Genomic DNA, 16,999 nt, shown 5'->3' on the forward strand with positions numbered 1-16,999 from the left:
TCCTGTGAGCACCTTTATCCCGTGACCTCGGGATCCGACCGCCGCACCGAAGCGGGTGGCGAGCCCGCACGGCTCCGGTGGCCGGGGCCGTCGGTGCCGCTCGCCATCGCCACGCTCGGCATGGCGGGCGTGGTCGGCGGCCTGCTGGTGGCGGCCATCGCGCTCCCGGCCGTGGGCGGCGCCGGCGTCCTGACCCGGGACGCCGCGCACGACTTCTTCGAGGTGCCCACCATGCTGCGCGAGCTGCCCCTGCCGGAGCGGACCCGCCTGCTGGACAAGAACGGCCGGCAGTTCGCGCAGTTCTACGTCCAGAACCGGCAGTCGGTCGACCTCCAGGCGATCGCCCCGATGATGCGCAAGGCGATCGTGGCCATCGAGGACGCGCGGTTCTACGAGCACGCGGGGCTGGACGTCAAGGGCACGCTGCGCGCGCTGGTGACCAACGCCAGGGCGGGCAGCATCCGGCAGGGCGGATCGTCGCTGACCCAGCAGCTCGTCAAGAACATCCTGCTGCAGAACGCCCGCTCGGAGGGCGAGCGCGACCTCGCCCGCGCGCCGAGCATCCGCAGGAAGATCCAGGAGCTGCGGTACGCCATGGGCCTGGAGCGCAAGTACACCAAGGACCAGATCCTGCTGCGCTACCTCAACATCGCCTACTTCGGCGGCGGCGCCTTCGGCGTGGAGGCCGCGGCGCGGCGGTTCTTCGGCGTGCCGGCCTCCGCGCTCACCCTCGCCCAGGCCGCCACCCTCGCCGGGGCCGTGCGCACGCCGTTCGTCACCGATCCCACGCTCGGCACCGAGCACCAGTCCGAGCTGCTGACGCGTCGCAACCTCGTCCTGGACCGCATGTCCCAGCTCCGCATGGCGCCGCGCGCCGAGGCCGAGGCCGCCAAGGCCGGGCCGCTCGCGCTGAACATGCGGGCCGAGCCGGGCGGGTGCTCCGAGAGCGACTCCCCGTACTTCTGCCTCTACGTGCAGAAGGAGATCGTGACCAACGCCGCGTTCGGGCGCACCCGGGCCGAGCGGGAGCGCCGCCTGTACCGCGACGGGCTGGTGATCAAGACGACGCTCGACCCCGTCGCGCAGCGGGCCGCCGAGCGGGCCATCGCCGCCCACGTGAGCCCCAAGGACCACCAGGTGGCCGCCGAGGCCATGGTGGAGCCCGGCACCGGCAGGATCCGGGCCCTCGCCGCGAGCAAGAAGTTCGGCGTCAACCCCGGCGACGACGGGCCGAAGACGACCTACAACCTCGTCGCGGACATGGCGCACGGCGGCGGGCAGGGCTTCCAGGCCGGGTCGACGTTCAAGGTGTTCACGCTGGCCACCGCCCTGGCCAAGGGCTGGAGGTTCGACCAGGGCTTCGACACGCCCGGCAGCTTCGTGCCGTCCTCGGGGTACAAGGACTGCTCGGGCCGGCGGGTGAACGCGCCGGGCACGGTGATCCACAACGCGGGCGGCGAGGGCAAGGGCGGCCCGCACAGCCTCGCCACCGGCACCTGGCAGTCGGTGAACATCTTCTACATGATGCTGGAGCGCGAGGTCGGCCTGTGCGACGTCGTGAAGACCGCCCGCGCGCTCGGCGTGGTCCGCGCCGACGGCAAACCGCTCAAAGAGGTGCCCACCTTCACGCTCGGCGTCAACGAGATGGACCCGGTGACGGTGGCGGGCGCGTTCGCGGCGTTCGGGGCGCGCGGCCGGTACTGCCGCCCCATGGCCATCCTGGAGATCACCGAGCGGCGCGGCCGGCGCACCACCGTCGCGCCGAGCTGCTCGGCCGCCCTGGACGAGGACGTCGCCGACGCCGTCAACCACATCCTGTCCGGGGTCTTCACCCGCGGCACGATGAAGGGCCAGGGCATCGGCCGCCCCGCCGCGGGCAAGACCGGCACCAACAACGACTACACCTCGGCCTGGTTCGCCGGCTACACCCCCGACCTGGCCGCCGCCGTCAGCCTGGGCGACATCCGCGGCGCCTACAAACACCCGCTGACCGGCGTGGAGATCGGCGGCCGCTCCTACGGCGGCGTCCAGGGCGCCACCCTCCCCGGCCCCATCTGGGTCCACTCCATGGACAACGCCCTCCGCGACACCCCCGCCACCTCCTTCCACCCCCCGAATACCTCCCGCTTCGGCGGCGGCACCACCCCCAGCCTCAAGCCCGAGGACATGGAATCCGCAGACCCCCGCAAACGCCGCGACGGCGAGGACCCCCGCACCGGCCCGGGAGCCCCTGACGACCACGGCGACCCCGGCGGCTACGCCGAGGGCCCCTACACCGACGAGGACCGCGGCCACCGGCCACGCCCCCACTGGAGACGATCCTCCATCGACCCCTACCGGTACCTCTGGGACCTCTACCACGGCCGCGACCACCGCCACCCGTGGTTCCTGGAGGAACCACCGCGAAGCCGCTGGTAGTGCGCGCCGTCCCGCCACTGAGGCCTGGGACGCCGTCGAGGGCCCCCGGGTCAGCGGTTTGCGGAGGAATCGCCGGGCGGGAAGCGGAAGAACGGGCTCTGGAGGTTCTGTGGGAATGGCCGGCGGGTCGTTGGATTCGGTGGGGTGGGGAGTTGGCGGCGTGCCGGGGGTGGTGTGCCGGGTGTGCTGGACCGGGCTGGGTTCGGGAGGACGAAACCGACGCGGGGCTTGGAGGGGGGCGTCAAGGTCAGGGTCGTGAGGGAGGGGCGGCTCAGGGTGAAGGTCTTGGTCTTGCCGGGAGCGACGCGGTTCTGGGCGGGGAGCGTGCCGTTCACGGGAACTTCGACGATCACCGCGGCCTGTGTCAGCGACACGGCGATCCACTCGGCCCTCCTGTTGCGGACCTTGAACTTCACGGTCCCGCCGGACCCCGTGCGCCCGAGAGGACTCGCGAGAGGACGCTGTCCGGGTGTCCTGGGAAAGAACGCCGGCCTGGGCGGCACGGAGGTGCCCAGCGACCATGAGTTCGGATCCGCCGACGGGACGATCCCTCCGCCGGAGCGCCGGACGAACCGGGTCGGGGGCGGGTTGGGGGCCGTCGAACGCGGACGTGGCGCCGTCGGGGGCTCAGGGGCCGTCACGGCCTCCACGTTGACCTCGACGTCCGCGCATCCGACCCAGTGCCCCTGAACCGCCGTGACGGCGAGACGCGCCCCCGGCGTCGGCGCCTGCCCGCTCCTGGGGATGACGGGAAGCCCGGTCGAGGCCGGCCGCTCGCCCAACGCCTTGCACAACGAGAGCACGTCCTTGTACGAGGCCGCGAGCGGAGCGGCGCCGAAGAGGATCTCCTGTTCCAGAATGCGGCGGGCGGCCCCCACGGTCTTCGTCACGTCGTTCATCGACGGCACCCATAACCAGCAGCCCGCGATCGCCACGTCCGCCAGCGCCTGCCGGTGCGCGTCCTTCATCCGCTCGGCGACGCCGAACGCGCGGACGAACTCGTGGCGGGCGTCGCGGACGAGCTCGCGGCGGTCCTGCGCGGTGCGCCACGAGTCCGGGAAGTCGCGCACATATCTGCGGCCGGCGGCCATGTGGTTGTCGAACTCCCGGGCGGGAAGGGCGTCGATCCGCCGCCCGAGATCGTCGATCTGCCGTCCGAACTGATCCAGTCTCTGTCCCACCTGCTGGAACCCGGACCGCTGCCCGGTCGCCGTGGTGATGAGCGCGTCCACCACCTGGGCCGCGACACCCGCCCAGTCGTCATTGCTCAGGTAGGCGCCGCGGATCAACTGGGCGACGGCGGTCCGCGCCGCGATGACCCCCAAGGCGACCGCCAGCTCGATGGCCATGTGAATCCCCCTCGAATATCCCCTCTGATATCGGTTTCGACTTGATCACCGTTCCCCCGCCACCATGGTGCCCGGCGCAAAGAACACCGTCCCCGCACAAGCCGGATGGGACCGGCGAGAATGATCGTCTCCAACCCTTCGGACAGAGGCCGTCTTCGCCCGTACGCACGGGAAAACGGCTGAATCACTCGTTCCCGAAGAATGACGCGCGTGCCCCTGTTCCCGGTTTACGCACCCAGCCCACGAACAGACTGTGAATCACAGACCGGAACACCACACCCCGATCAAGCTCAACGGCCGCCCGCCTGGATCCGGCGCGATCACCCGCGGTCTTCAGCCGTCCCCGCCGCGATGGACCACCCCGGCCACTGGCGATCCCCTCGCGACGATCCCGGCCACGCCCGCCCGTGGCCCCTGGAGCACCACCCCGGAACCGCCGCTTTATACCGCACGCCGCCCACCGACGGATACAACCGGATATTCGTGATGTCGCACGATTAATACGGCACGGCACCCGGATTTCGCTCCGGCGATTATCCGCGGTGCGGTACACCGAAACCCCGAAAGCGGTGCCCGGAAAACCGCGCGCCGATTCCACGGCTCGCACTTCAGAAGTTGCCGCACGGTGAATTTGGAAAGACGCTGGGGTGCATTGGATCGCGCTGGGGGGGATTCATCGGCGATCCGTGCGTTCCGACAGGAGGACGGACGTGACGCAGCTTCATGATCTCAGCACTCCGCAAGGCCGGACCGGCGAGCGGGAGAATCCCGGCACGGAACTCCATCGGCCGCGCGGCCGGACAAGACGGCGGCCCGGCGACTTCGCGCCCCTGCCCCTGGCGATCCTCACCATCGTGTTCCTCGCCTTCCAGATCCCGAAGTACTCCGCGCTCGACCCCGCCCGGGCGCAGCGGCCCGTGGAGTCCGCGGCGCACTATTGGCTGATCGCGGCGCACGTCGCGACCGGCACGCTGGCGCTCGTGACGGTCGTCGTGCAGATCTGGCCGTGGCTCCGGCGGCGCCACCCGGCCGTGCACCGGTGGGCCGGCCGGGTGTACGTGTTCGCGGGGGCGATCCCGTCCGCGCTGCTCGTCCTCGTCATGCTCCCGGTCTCCAGTCCGGTGGGCAAGGTGGGCAGCGCCATGGCCGCGGTCCTGTGGGCGAGCACGGCGCTGATCGGCTGGGTCGCGCTGCGACGCCGCCGGTACGCCGAGCACCGGCGCTGGATGATCTACAGCTTCGCGGTCGTGTGGGGCGGCCCCGTCTGGGCGTTCTTCGTGGGAATGTCGTGGCTCTGGTGGTCCCCGTGGGCCGAGCAGGTGGACTTCGACCACGTCCTGGACACGATCAGCTGGGCCGGCTGGATAATCAACCTCATCATCGCCCAATGGTGGATCGAGCACACCTCCGGCCGACGGCTCACCCTGCCGCCGCGAGAGATCCCGACATCGGGCGCACGCGGGCACTGACGAACCGCAGGCCGGATCACGTCGTCCCAGTCACGGGCGAGGATCCTACGCCGCGCGCGGCAGCGGCGACCAGGCGTCCCCCTGTCGGCCGGTCTCCTACCCGGGTGAGCAGCCGACCGAGTGGAGAGAGTCGAGGCGGGCCAGTTCGGCGCCGGACAAGCGCAGGGCGCCGGCGGCGATGTTCTCGGCGAGGTGGGCCGGGTCGCCGGTGCCGGGGATCGCGAGGACATGCGGGCCCCGCTGGAGGGTCCACGCCAGGCGCACCTGCGCCGGCGAGGCGCCGTGCGTACGGGCGATCTCGGTGACGGCATCGTCGTGGGTGGCGGAAGCGCCCTGCTCGCGCCCTTCACCGGCGATGGCGAAGAACGGCACGAACGCGATGCCCTGCTCGCCGCAGACCCGCAGCACCTCCTCGGAGCCGGCAGGCCGGACGTCAAGGCCGTAGCGGTTCTGCACGCAGACCACCGGGGCGATGCCCTGAGCCTCGGCCAGCTGCTTCGCGCTGACGTTGGAGACGCCGAGATGGCGAACGAGACCCTGCTCCCGCAGATCGGCCAGCGCGCCGAAGTGCTCGGCGATCGACCCGGTCCTGTTGACGCGCAGGTTCACCACGTCGAGGTGGTCCAGGCCGAGCTGGCGGATGTTCTCCTCCACCTGGCCGCGCAGCTCCTCGGGAGTCGCCCACGTGGCCCACGCCCCCGACTCGTCGCGCCTCGGCCCCACCTTGGGAACGATGACCAGATCATCGGGGTACGGAGCCAGCGCCCGGTTGATCAGTTCATTGGCGGACCGCAGCGCCGAGAAGTAGAACGCGGCCGTGTCGATATGGTTCACCCCCCACTCGACCGCCCGCCGCAGCACGGCGATCGACCGTCCCCGATCTCTCGGCACCCCCAGATGAAACGCCGCACTCCCCGTCAGCCGCATGGCCCCGAACCCCAGCCTGTTGACCGTAAGGTCCCCAAGCTCCCAAGTCCCCGCCGCCCCCGCGGCAACACTGTTCAAACCCATTGACGCAGTCTCCCACCTGGAGCCCCCGCTCTGAACTGGGACACCTGCGGCACGCCGGGCTCGGTGTACTACAGCGCCAAGAGCATCGAGGACGCCACCGGCACGCCCTCCGGCGGCACCGTGACCGCCTGTATCACCCCGCCCCCGGCCGGGTTCTACGCGACGTCCTTCTCCTACTCGTTCTCCTGCGAGATGACGAAGACGCCCAACCGCATCTTCAACGACCAGCACACGCTGACCAACCTCAACGGCCGCCCGGCCGGATCCACCGCGATCATCTGCGGACTCCAGTCGTCCCCGCCGGGATGGACCACGACCGCCGTTGTCCAGGCGTACCAGTGCATCTACCCGCGCTCCGGCGGCCTCGGCGACAACGCCATCGCCATCCGTAAACTCTGAAATCCCGTCACCTCCCGGCGCCCGGCCGGCGGCTCCGGCCGCGACGGACGGGCGCGCGGGGCGACGCGGACGTCGAGCGCTACCGGCCGGCCTCGCAGACGGTTCCCCGGGCGGGGAGCCGACCCGTGAGCAGGTACCGGTCGACTTGGTCGGTGGCGCAGGCGGAGCGCAGGTAGGCGGTGTGGCCGGTGCCGTCGTACGTCAGCAGGCCCGAGCCGCTGATGTGGGACGACAGGCTACGGGCCCAGCCGGCCGGGGTCGCCGGGTCGTGGGTCGTGCCGACGACCAGGATCGGCGGGGCACCGTGAACGTCCACGGGCCGCTGGGGATTGGCGGGCGGCACGGGCCAACCGAGGCAGCCGGCCGTCATGTCCCAGAACTCCGACGTGCCCTTCATGTGCGGTGACAGCGCGCGGGCCTTCTCCAGCCGCGCTCGCAGGTCGCGGTAGCCGTGGATCCGCGGGTCGATGTCCAGGCACAGCACGGAGCGGTACGCGGCGGTGCTCACCGGGTCGTCCAGCGCCTGCCCCCGCATGGAGGCGAAGATCGAGGCGTCGCCCCGCTCGGCCTGCGCGAGGGCCGTCGCCAAGCCTCCGGCGAACTCCGGCACCATCGTGAGGAAGGCGTACGCGACGTACCGCAGTTCCTCGGCCGTCAGCGGGCGTCCGTCCTTGACGGGAATCGGTTCGCGTTCGGCCAGCGCCACAAGGCCGTCCCACACGCGGCCCACGTCGCGGCCGTGCAGCGCACAGTTCTCCGTGCGGTCGCACCAGGCCGCGAACTGCTCGAACGAGTCCTCCACCGCCCTCGTCGCGTCGGTGACCAGACGCCGGGAGCTCATGCCATGGTCGACCGCGCCGTCCAGCGCCATCGCGCGGATCCGGTTCGGGAACAGCTGGGCGTACTGGGTGCCGAGGATGGTGCCGTAGGACTTGCCGAGGAAGGTGATCTTCGATTCGCCGAGCGCGGCTCGCACGGCGTCGACGTCGCGCGCCACGCTCACGGTGTCGATGTGCCGCAGCAGCGGGCCCGTCTCCGCCAGGCAGCTCTCCCCGACGGCCTTGTTGTGCGCGACGAGCGCCTCGTAGCCGGCGGGGGTGTCAGGATACTCGCTCACCTCGGGATCGTGGACGGGCAGACCGCACCGCACCGCCTGGCTCTCCCCCACGCCGCGCGGGTCGACGCCGACGACGTCGAAGCGGCGGAGCAGTTCCGCGCTGAACGCGGTGGAGGGGTAGTCACGGACGATCAGCACCGCCTGCCCGCCCGGCCCGCCGGGGTTGTAGAAGAGCGTGCCGACGCGAGCGGCGGGATCGGCCGCCTTCCGGCGGGTGACCGACAGCTTGATCGTGGCGCCGGTGGGGTGCGTCCAGTCGAGGGGGACGTCCAGGGAGCCGCATTCGGCTCCGGGCTGGTCGCCGCACTGCCGCCAGGAGATCGGGGCGTCGGCGGCGGCCGTCGTGCCGCTCAGCGTGACCGGCAGGACGGCCGCCAGCGCGAGCAGGGAGGCCGTGAGCGTTCGCTTCATGGAGTGCCATGGTCCCCGTCGGACGCGGATGAGGTCCTCGGCCGAAAGTACGGTCGCCACCGGCCGGATGGACACCGTCCGCAGATGACGAGCCGCGGACTCGGCGTCCGCGCGATCGGCGTCCACCGACCGCACGTGGGCGTCACGTCCTACCCGCTCCTCATGGCCGCTGGAGACGTTGGGGGTCGCCGGAGGGGAGAGAGTTCAGGCGGGTGAGGTCGGCCGCGGAGAGGCGGAGGGCGGCGGCGGCGACGTTCTCCTCAAGGTGGGCGGGGGTCGCCGGTGCCGGGGATCGCCAGGACGTGCGGGCCCCGCTGGAGGGTCCACGCCAGGCGCACCTGCGCCGGCGAGGCGCCGTGCGCACGGGCGATCTCGGTGACGGCATCGTCGTGGGTGGCGCAAGCGCCCTGCTCGCGCCCTTCACCGGCGATGGCGAAGAACGGCACGAACGCGATGCCCTGCTCGCCGCAGACCCGCAGCACCTCCTCGGAGCCGGCAGGCCGGACCTCGATGCCGTAGCGGTTCTGCACGCACATCACCGGGGCGATGCCTTGGGCCTCGGCGAGCTGCTTCGCGGGCCGGGCTATCGGGGCCGGGCTATCGGGGCCGGGCTATCGGGGCCGGGCTATCGGGGCCGAGGTGCCGGCTTCCCGGTGTGTCATGCGACTTGGCGCGTACTTCTGGGTGGGATCGCGGCGCCCGGCCACGGCGGCGCCGCACGGGTGGGCTCAACACACCTCAGCCACCGAACATCTTCACCCGACCATTCAAGATCCAGAGCATGCACGGCCGTGTGACCAGATGGATCGACCACGCGCTGATACCGATCTTCAGGCTGATCTGGTAACGCCGAGCCCACCCGTGCCCGTTCCGCGTGGTGACTCACCGTAATCCCACCCAGACGTACACCGGCAGCAGGCACCGGACAGAAGACATGCGGAGGTGAGGACATCAAGATCTGCTGAGCGCACCCAGAAGTACGCGGAGTCGAACATGCGCGATAACGTGCGGGCGCATCCGGTCACACCGGGCAGCCGCTCGTCATACCCGAGGAGCCGGGCTCTGGCCCGGGCACGGCGCACCGACACCGATGTGGACCTGCCGCGGTTCACCGCCCATCGAATGCGCATCCCATCAGTGTGCCCGCAATCGTGATCTCCGCCATCGCCCCGTCCGGAACCCCGTGGAATCACATACCGGCGCCTTTCACACCAGCAACGAACCGGCTCCACGACTCGGCGCCGAAGACCAGAACAGGCCCGTCGGGCACCTTGCTGTCCCGAACCGCCACCACGCCTGGCAAGTTACGCGTCGTCTCGACGCAGTTCCCGCCTTCCACCCCCGAACGGCGCGGCTTACGCCATACGGCCTTGGCCAAATCCGGGTTCAGGTCCTTTGGTTCCATCGGTCCCTTGCGTCCTTCATCATCTTGAGCGAGATGGCTGCCGTGTATGCTTCGGCACGAATTCTGTCATATGCGCCCCATATGTGGGCCACTAGCTCGCGGTCCACACTTACCTCCCCCCTGCCCGCCGACTCGACGGAAACGACCACGGCTCCATCGCCAAGTTGCGCGATCACAAAACCGGACGACAGGCCCGCTGGACAACAGGCGTCCCCTGGAACGAGCTGAATGTTGACGTTATGCCGTCCTGACACCTCGATCAGGTAATCCAGTTGCTCACACAGGACCGCCTCCCCACCCATAGGACGCCGTAGAACCCATTCGTCTATCAGCGCCCAGATGGCCGGCGGCTTTTCGCGCTCCAGGATGTCTTTCCGACGCATACGAGCGCCGACCTGGCCCTCAACGTCGCGCGGGACCGTATCTGGGGTCCCTAAGAAGATGGAGCGGGCGTACGCCTCGGTCTGCAGCAGTCCGGGGATGAGCAGAGGGTCCCAGCTCCGGAGGATCAGCGCCTCCGGCTCCACCTCTTCCACCCAGCGCATATACCAGCCGGGTCCGCTAGGGCGCGCGGTTATGCGCTGACGAAGTCCCACGAAGTACTTCTCGTCCGTCAGGCCGAACAGGCGGTCCAACGTCTCCGCCTGACACTGTTGCGGCATGCGCTTCCCCAGTTCCAGACGGGACACGTGCGTCTGCGTGATCTGCAGTCGCGCCGCCATCGCCTCCTGCGACAGCCCGGCCTCCTCGCGCAGGCGACGCAACTCGGCTCCGAATCGCCATATCGGAGACCCCGGGTCGCACACCGGCTCATCTTTCATGCTTCCCCCGCCCTCGGCAGTCGCGATATTCCACGTGCTGGTCTATATGGCTGTTGCAGTCCTCGATAGTCCGCGGCCCTGACATCCTTTGACGTCCAGCGGCCTGGTAATCAGTCGGCAAAGCGTCGCTTCACCCGGCAGTGTAAACACACATCACCCGACATCGCGACGCGATTCCAAAGCCCGGTGACCGAATCCGGCGCCCGTCGACAAGACGAGAGGTATCAACCACATACAAAGTCGCAATTCGGGCGCCGACCGGCCGCACCAGCGCGGAATGGAGCCGCAATGAAACACCTATACCCTTCCCCTCGCCGATTCGGCGGGAATGCGCACCACCTGGCCATCAGTTCACGAAGCCCTCGGGCGGTGCGGGAGGAGCAGTACTTTCAGCTCGCCCGCCTGGCCTGGAGTCTGAACACGAGAGGGCTGCGCACGGTGGTGGAACTTCCGCTCAGGTCAGAACCGGTGCTGCTCGTCCCCCGTCCCGACGGCACCATGAGAATCATGGCTTTCACCCGAAAGGGAGCCTGGACCTACACCTGGGGTCGAGGCCGGGCCCAGAAGGTCACGGCGCCCGCGGACGAGGCGGCCGACCGTATCTGGGGGCTCGCGCAATGAGAACGACGACCTTCCTCGGTTTCGTGGAACTCCTCGGAAGGACCAGCTCGGTCACACTGGCCCGCGCCTATGTACGGGGGCTTCTCATGGCCGCAGGGCATCGCGACACCGACGACGTCGAACTACTGGCCGGCGAGCTCGTCGCCAACGCGGTGAATCACTCCAACTCCGGCCGCCGCACCAGCGGAACGATCAAACTACGCGTGTCAGCAGAAGACAGAAACGTGCGGGTCGAAGTAACCGACGAGGGCTCGGCCATGCCCATTCCGCCGATCCCGGCACAGGTGGACCCTCTCCAGGAAAGCGGACGCGGCCTGTGGCTCGTCCGGGAACTTTCCTCGGCCTGGGGCTGGACACAGTCCGCCGCGGGCCGCACGGTCTGGTTCGAGATGGCGAGCCCTCAGCGGACGGGAAGCCCGGACTCGAACGGCGACGACGCCACGGAGCGATGAACGCGGCCGTCGAGCCTCATCGGGTCATCGATCACCACGTCATCGATGCCGAGGTCTCCCATTCTCGGTGGTGCCGATCCCTGGCTTCGGGTAAGACCCATGTATCCCTGCGGCAAGTATGCGCGCCTTCCGTGGATCTCGACCATGAGTGCGATCACCGTCGATCCCGTTCGGGAGGCACAAGGCATGAGGAAAGCAGTCATCGCAGTAGCCATGGGCGCCGTCGTCACCGGCGCCCTGCTCACCATGCCCGCGACGTCGGCGAACGCCGCCGCGGGCTGCCAGTACAACTTCGGCACGCCAACCCCCTGGGGCGGCACGAACGGGTTCGCCGCCAAGTGCGACACCGACGGCCCGGCCTACGAGTTCCGCGCGTGGGTGCAATGTGAGAACGGCCGCCGTGACGGAATCTGGGTCCGCACCAACTCCGGCGCGTGGTCCGAGACCAGCTGCGGTCCGTACTACATCATGCGCCTCAACTACGGCATGGACACGCGCCCCGTCGCCTGACGGCCGGCAGATCCGCGAAGCCTGGGCCAGGTAGCCCTTCCCTACCTGGCCGGCATCCTCTCTGCCGGCTCGCCGCAGGGCGCAGTGACCCGACGTACGATGACCGACCCCGTGGCGGACGGTCTGAGCGGTTCTCTGTGTCCTGCGGCTCGGTTGCGCGTGGTCGTGGGGTCAGGCGCCCAGGCAGGTGGGGCCCAGGAGTTGTTTCAGGTCGCCCATCAGGGAGGGGGAGGGGGCCACGCGGAGGCGGTCGTCCAGGCGCATGATCGTGGTCTTGGGGCCGTTGTGGAGCTGGAGGTGGACCTCGGTGGTGCCGCGGTGGGTGGTGAGGACCTCCTTGAGGCGGCCGATCACCGGGGGGGTGCAGCGGGTGAGGGCGAGGCTGACCACCAGGGGGCCGCCGGCCTCCTGGGTGAGGTCGGGGGCGGTGACCTCCATGGCGACGACCTTGGCGACGTCCTCGCGCTTGTCGAGGCGGCCCTTGACGAAGACGATGGCGTCCTCGGCGAGGACGGTGGAGCAGAGCTGGTAGGCCGAAGGGAAGATCATCACCTCGATGGCGCCTTCGAGGTCCTCCAGGGTGGTGAGCACCCAGGTGTCGCCCTTCTTGGTGACCTTGCGCTGCAGGCCCGTAAGAATGCCGCCGACCGTGACGACCTGGCCGTCCGGACGCTGGTCGTCCTGCAGGGCGGCGATGGAGCAGTCGGCTCCGGCGGACAGGATGTGCTCCACGCCGAACAGCGGGTGGTCGGAGACGTACAGGCCGAGCATCTCGCGCTCGAACACCAGCAGCGTGGACTTGTCCCACTCGCCGGGCGGGATCTGCACGTCGAAGGTCTGGTCCTCGGCGCCGTCGATGGCGCCGAACAGGGAGTCCTGCCCGATGGCCTCGTTCTTCTTGATGTCGATGATGGCGTCGACGGCCTGCTCGTGCACCATGACCAGGCCCTTGCGCTGGTGGCCGAGGGAGTCGAAGGCGCCGGCCTTGATCAGGGACTCGATGACGCGCTTGTTGCAGACCAGGGCGGGCACCTTGCGCAGGAAGTCCTTGAAGTCGCTGAAGCGGCTCTTCTGCTTGCGCGCGGTGATGATGCCGTCCACGACGTTGCCGCCGACGTTGCGGATCGCCGACAGGCCGAAGCGGATGTCGCTGCCGCGCGGGGTGAAGTCGAAGTCGGAGTCGTTGACGTCCGGGGGGAGCACCTTGATGCCCATGCGGCGGCACTCGTTGAGGTAGAGGGCCGACTTGTCCTTGTCGTCCTTGACGGAGGTGAGCAGGGCGGCCATGTACTCGGCCGGGTAGTTGGCCTTGAGGTACGCCGTCCAGTACGAGACGAGGCCGTAGGCCGCGCTGTGGGCCTTGTTGAAGGCGTAGTCGGAGAACGGGAGGAGGATGTCCCAGAGCGTCTTGATCGCCGCGGCCGAGTAGCCGTTGTCCTTCATGCCCTGCTCGAAGGACTCGAACTGCTTGTCCAGCTCGGCTTTCTTCTTCTTGCCCATCGCGCGGCGCAGCAGGTCCGCCTTGCCGAGCGAGAACCCGGCGACCTTCTGCGCGATGGCCATGACCTGCTCCTGGTACACGATCAGGCCGTAGGTGGTGCCGAGGATCTCGGCCAGCGACTCGCGGAACTCCTCGTGGATCGGGGTGATCTCCTGCTGGCCGTTCTTGCGCAGCGCGTAGTTGGTGTGGGAGTTGGCGCCCATGGGGCCGGGACGGTAGAGGGCGCCGACGGCGGAGATGTCCTCGAAGTTGTCGGGCTTCATGAGGCGCAGCAGCGAGCGCATGCCGCCGCCATCGAGCTGGAACACTCCGAGCGTGTCGCCCCGGCCGAGCAGCTCGTAGGTCTTCGGATCGTCCAGCGGCAGCTTGAGCAGGTCGATCATGCTGCCGGTGTTGCCTTCGATCATCTTCAGGCAGTCGTCGATGATCGTGAGGTTGCGCAGGCCCAGGAAGTCCATCTTCAGCAGGCCGAGCGTCTCGCAGGTCGGGTAGTCGAACTGCGTGATGATCGCGCCGTCGGAGTCGCGGCGCATGATCGGGATGTAGTCGGTGAGGACCTCGGCCGACATGATGACGCCGGCGGCGTGCACGCCGGTCTGCCGGATCAGGCCCTCAAGACCCCTGCCGAGGTCGACGGCCGCCTTGACGTCGACGTCCTCCTCGTAGAGCTTGCGCAGCTCGCCGGCCTCGTTGTACCGGGGGTGGTCGTTGTCGAAGATGCCCGACAGCGGGATGTCCTTGCCCATCACGGCGGGCGGGAACGCCTTGGACACCTTGTCGCCGAGCGCGTAGGGGTAGCCGAGGACGCGGGCGGCGTCCTTGATGGCGGCTTTCGCCTTGATGGTGCCGAAGGTGGCGATCATCGCGACCTTGTCGGCGCCGTACTTCTCGGTGACGTAGCGGATGACGTCGGCCCGGCGACGTTCGTCGAAGTCGATGTCGACGTCGGGCATGGAGACGCGGTCGGGGTTGAGGAACCGCTCGAAGATCAGGCCGTGCGGGAGGGGGTCGAGGTCGGTGATGCCGAGCGCGTACGCCGCCAGCGATCCCGCCGCCGAGCCTCGGCCCGGACCGACCCGGATGCCGTTGTTCTTGGCCCACATGATGAAGTCGGCGACGACGAGGAAGTACGAGGGGAACCCCATCTGGAGGATGACGTCCATCTCGTACTCGATCTGGCGCTGGTGGACCTCGTCGATGCCCTCGGGGAAGCGGCGGGCCATGCCGCGGGCGATCTCTTCACGGAACCAGCTCTCCTCGGTGTGGCCCTCGGGCACCGGGAAGGTGGGCATGAGGTTCTTGAAACCGAACATGCCCGCGGGGTCCACGCGCTCGGCGACGAGCAGCGTGTTGCGGCAGCCCTCGGCCCACAGGTCGGAGGAGTCGACCGCGCGCATCTCGTCGGCGGTCTTGACGTAGTAGCCGCTGCCGTCGAAGCGGAAGCGGTCGGGGTCGGAGAGCTGCTTGCCGGTCTGGATGCACAGGAGGGCGTCGTGGGAGGTGGAGTCGGACTCGTAGGTGTAGTGCGAGTCGTTGGTCACCAGCGGAGGAATGGCGAGTTCCTTGGAGATGCGGGTGAGGCCGTCGCGGACGCGGCGCTCGATGTCGAGGCCGTGGTCCATGACCTCCAGGAAGTAGTTCTCCTTGCCGAAGAGCTCCTGGTAGCGGGCGGCGGCGGCGAGGGCCTGGTCGTACTGGCCGAGGCGCAGCCGGGTCTGGACCTCGCCGGAGGGGCAGCCGGTGGTGGCCATGAGGCCGTCGGAGTGCTCGGCGAGCAGCTCGGCGTCCATGCGGGCCCACTTGCGCACGAAGCCCTCGGTGTAGGCGCGCGAGGAGAGCTTCATCAGGTTGCCGAGGCCGGTGGCGTTGCGCGCCCAGATGGTCATGTGGGTGTAGTAGCCACCGGCCGAGACGTCGTCGCTCTTCTGGTGCGGCTCGCCCCACAGGACGGGCTTCTTGTTGAGCCGCGACTCGGGCGCGACGTACGCCTCGATGCCGATGATGGGCTTGATGTCGGCGGCCGTCGCCTGCTTGTAGAAGTCGTAGGCGCCGTGCATGTTGCCGTGGTCGGTGATCGCGATGGCGGGCATGCCGAGATCGCCGACCTGTTTGAACATCTGCTTCAGCCGGGCCGCTCCGTCCAGCATGGAGTACTCGGTGTGAACGTGCAGATGCACAAACGAATCAGCCATGCGGCCGTCCCTCTCCCCTCGATCCGGTGCGGCGGATCAGAGCCTACGCCGTCGCGGCGGCCTCCCGGAGCACACGGGCCGCAGCAGTCTCAATCGTGATGCCGCCGGGCCGCGGCCGGCGTCTCCGGGCCGGGCGCGGGTTCCCCGCCATTGTCCCCCGGCGACCCTCTGAGCTCCTCGGCGAGGTGAAGGCCGCTTTCGATCACCGCTTTCATGATCGGCGCGAGCCGCCGCTCGCCCAGGCGCGGCGCGCGGCGGGCCATCGCGGCGACGATCCGGCGCTCGCGCTCGGGGTCGCGCCCGGCGAACCCCCCCACCGGCTTGAGGCGCTGGACGACGCCCGCCAGCGCGGCCCGCCGCTCCAGGATCACCGCCAGCGCGGCGTCCGTCCTGTCGATCGCGTCCCGGGCCGCCGCGACGGTGGCGGGACGCTCGTCCCGCAGGAGCGCGCCGACCACGGTGACGGCCTCGCGGGCCGCGGCGACCTGGCCGGCGGGGGCGTCCTCGGCCAGCCAGATGCCGTCCACTCCGGCCGCGACCGCCGCGGCGGCGAGCCCCGCGCCGTCCCCGGCCGCCGCCAGGACCGGCAGCTCGCCGCGCTCGCGCGCCGCCCGCGCGAGCCCGAGGTCCACCCCCTGGCCGGTGTCCTCGCACAGCACCACGCCCGGCGCCCCGGCCTCCGCGCAGCGGCCGGCCGCCTCCAGCCACGCGGCGAGCGAGGCCCCCGGTGCACGGCGCACGATCACGGGAAGTCGCAGGCCCGCGGCGGCCCTCAGCAGCGCGGCGTCCTCCGTCCACTCCGCCCCGATCACCACGGCGTCGGCGTGCTCGGCCACGGCCGGGAGATCGCCGGGCCCCGCGGGCTCGGCGAGCAGCGGGCCGTCCCACGAGGCACGGGCCTTGGCCAGCACGGCCGGACGGTCGCCCGCAGTGACGCGCGCGAGGCTCAGCCGCAGCCCGTCGGCGTGGGGACCCCTCCCCTGAGCTCCCCCGAACACCACCGCGGGACCGTCCCCCACGGTGAGGCTTCCGATGCGTACCACGCGCCTGCCCGGCTGCCCGGTCGATGACATGTCGGCTCCCTCGCTGGACGCCGGCCGCGCGCTGACCGCGAGCCGGCGGGGTCTGAAACGACGAAAGGCAGAGACGCCATCGTCTCCGCCCTGTGCCGGCTCCGGAAATGGTCGCTAGATCATGCCACCGCGACCGGCCCCTCCCGGAACCGGCCTGGTAAACATGAAACTGCTAGTCACGGCACCGAGGTTAGCAGCCCCCCGCCACCAGGTGGACACTCTTTCTCACATACCGGACTCTTCCGCCGGA

The 16,999-nt window shown here is 69.7% G+C and carries 13 protein-coding genes and 1 pseudogene; 5 read left to right on the forward strand and 9 right to left on the reverse strand.

All coding sequences use genetic code 11. The features are described from left to right. Window positions 1-21: 21 nt before the first annotated feature. Window positions 22-2,418: a transglycosylase domain-containing protein gene (locus BJ982_RS31245; protein ID WP_239123666.1), complete on the forward strand. Its 2,397-nt coding sequence runs from the start codon at window positions 22-24 to the stop codon at window positions 2,416-2,418. A gap of 50 nt (window positions 2,419-2,468) precedes the next feature. On the opposite strand, the gene BJ982_RS31250 is transcribed toward BJ982_RS31245, so the two are convergent. After that, on the reverse strand, window positions 2,469-3,767 hold the full coding sequence (locus BJ982_RS31250; protein WP_184885994.1) for a hypothetical protein: 1,299 nt from the start codon (window positions 3,765-3,767) through the stop codon (window positions 2,469-2,471). 710 nt (window positions 3,768-4,477) lie between these two features. Between BJ982_RS31250 and BJ982_RS31255 the strand changes: the two genes are divergently transcribed. Then, window positions 4,478-5,236 (forward strand): DUF2306 domain-containing protein, encoded by a 759-nt coding sequence (locus tag BJ982_RS31255; RefSeq protein WP_184885996.1) that lies wholly within the window; start codon window positions 4,478-4,480, stop codon window positions 5,234-5,236. A gap of 96 nt (window positions 5,237-5,332) precedes the next feature. Here BJ982_RS31255 and BJ982_RS31260 read toward each other — a convergent pair whose 3' ends face one another. Next, window positions 5,333-6,247 (reverse strand): oxidoreductase, encoded by a 915-nt coding sequence (locus BJ982_RS31260; RefSeq protein WP_184885998.1) that lies wholly within the window; start codon window positions 6,245-6,247, stop codon window positions 5,333-5,335. 63 nt (window positions 6,248-6,310) lie between these two features. Between BJ982_RS31260 and BJ982_RS31265 the strand changes: the two genes are divergently transcribed. After that, window positions 6,311-6,646, forward strand: coding sequence for a hypothetical protein (locus BJ982_RS31265; protein ID WP_184886000.1), 336 nt, complete (start codon window positions 6,311-6,313; stop codon window positions 6,644-6,646). A gap of 79 nt (window positions 6,647-6,725) precedes the next feature. Here the strand turns inward: BJ982_RS31265 and BJ982_RS31270 are convergent, their stop codons facing one another. The 4 genes from BJ982_RS31270 to BJ982_RS31285 all read right to left on the reverse strand — a co-directional run bounded on the left by BJ982_RS31270 (window position 6,726) and on the right by BJ982_RS31285 (window position 10,400). Continuing rightward, window positions 6,726-8,174, reverse strand: a complete 1,449-nt coding sequence (locus BJ982_RS31270; RefSeq protein WP_184886002.1) for an alpha/beta hydrolase — start codon at window positions 8,172-8,174, stop codon at window positions 6,726-6,728. Between the two features lie 260 nt (window positions 8,175-8,434). Then, entirely contained in the window at window positions 8,435-8,710 is a 276-nt protein-coding gene (locus tag BJ982_RS31275; protein WP_239123657.1) for an aldo/keto reductase, read from the reverse strand. 653 nt (window positions 8,711-9,363) lie between these two features. Then, window positions 9,364-9,579, reverse strand: a complete 216-nt coding sequence (locus BJ982_RS31280) for a DUF397 domain-containing protein (RefSeq protein ID WP_184886004.1) — start codon at window positions 9,577-9,579, stop codon at window positions 9,364-9,366. Further along, window positions 9,561-10,400: a helix-turn-helix domain-containing protein gene (locus BJ982_RS31285; RefSeq protein ID WP_184886006.1), complete on the reverse strand. Its 840-nt coding sequence runs from the start codon at window positions 10,398-10,400 to the stop codon at window positions 9,561-9,563. The genes BJ982_RS31280 and BJ982_RS31285 overlap by 19 nt, the downstream gene beginning before the upstream one ends. Before the next feature lie 617 nt (window positions 10,401-11,017). Here BJ982_RS31285 and BJ982_RS31290 point away from each other — a divergent pair. After that, on the forward strand, window positions 11,018-11,473 hold the full coding sequence (locus tag BJ982_RS31290) for an ATP-binding protein (protein WP_184886008.1): 456 nt from the start codon (window positions 11,018-11,020) through the stop codon (window positions 11,471-11,473). Between the two features lie 186 nt (window positions 11,474-11,659). After that, window positions 11,660-11,983, forward strand: coding sequence for a hypothetical protein (locus tag BJ982_RS31295; protein WP_184886010.1), 324 nt, complete (start codon window positions 11,660-11,662; stop codon window positions 11,981-11,983). A 171-nt stretch (window positions 11,984-12,154) separates the two neighbouring features. Here the strand turns inward: BJ982_RS31295 and dnaE are convergent, their stop codons facing one another. From dnaE to BJ982_RS39930, 3 genes and pseudogenes are all read right to left on the reverse strand, one after another. Next, complete coding sequence (dnaE, locus tag BJ982_RS31300; protein WP_184886012.1) at window positions 12,155-15,676, reverse strand: DNA polymerase III subunit alpha; 3,522 nt, start codon at window positions 15,674-15,676, stop codon at window positions 12,155-12,157. A gap of 89 nt (window positions 15,677-15,765) precedes the next feature. Continuing rightward, complete coding sequence (locus BJ982_RS39925; RefSeq protein ID WP_239123667.1) at window positions 15,766-16,134, reverse strand: chorismate mutase; 369 nt, start codon at window positions 16,132-16,134, stop codon at window positions 15,766-15,768. A 201-nt stretch (window positions 16,135-16,335) separates the two neighbouring features. Continuing rightward, a pseudogene (locus BJ982_RS39930) lies at window positions 16,336-16,749 on the reverse strand (chorismate mutase); the annotation flags it as partial. Between the last annotated feature and the right edge of the window lie 250 nt (window positions 16,750-16,999).

It is taken from the genome of Sphaerisporangium siamense (assembly GCF_014205275.1).
In the GTDB taxonomy this organism is placed as follows: Bacteria; Actinomycetota; Actinomycetes; order Streptosporangiales; family Streptosporangiaceae; genus Sphaerisporangium; species Sphaerisporangium siamense.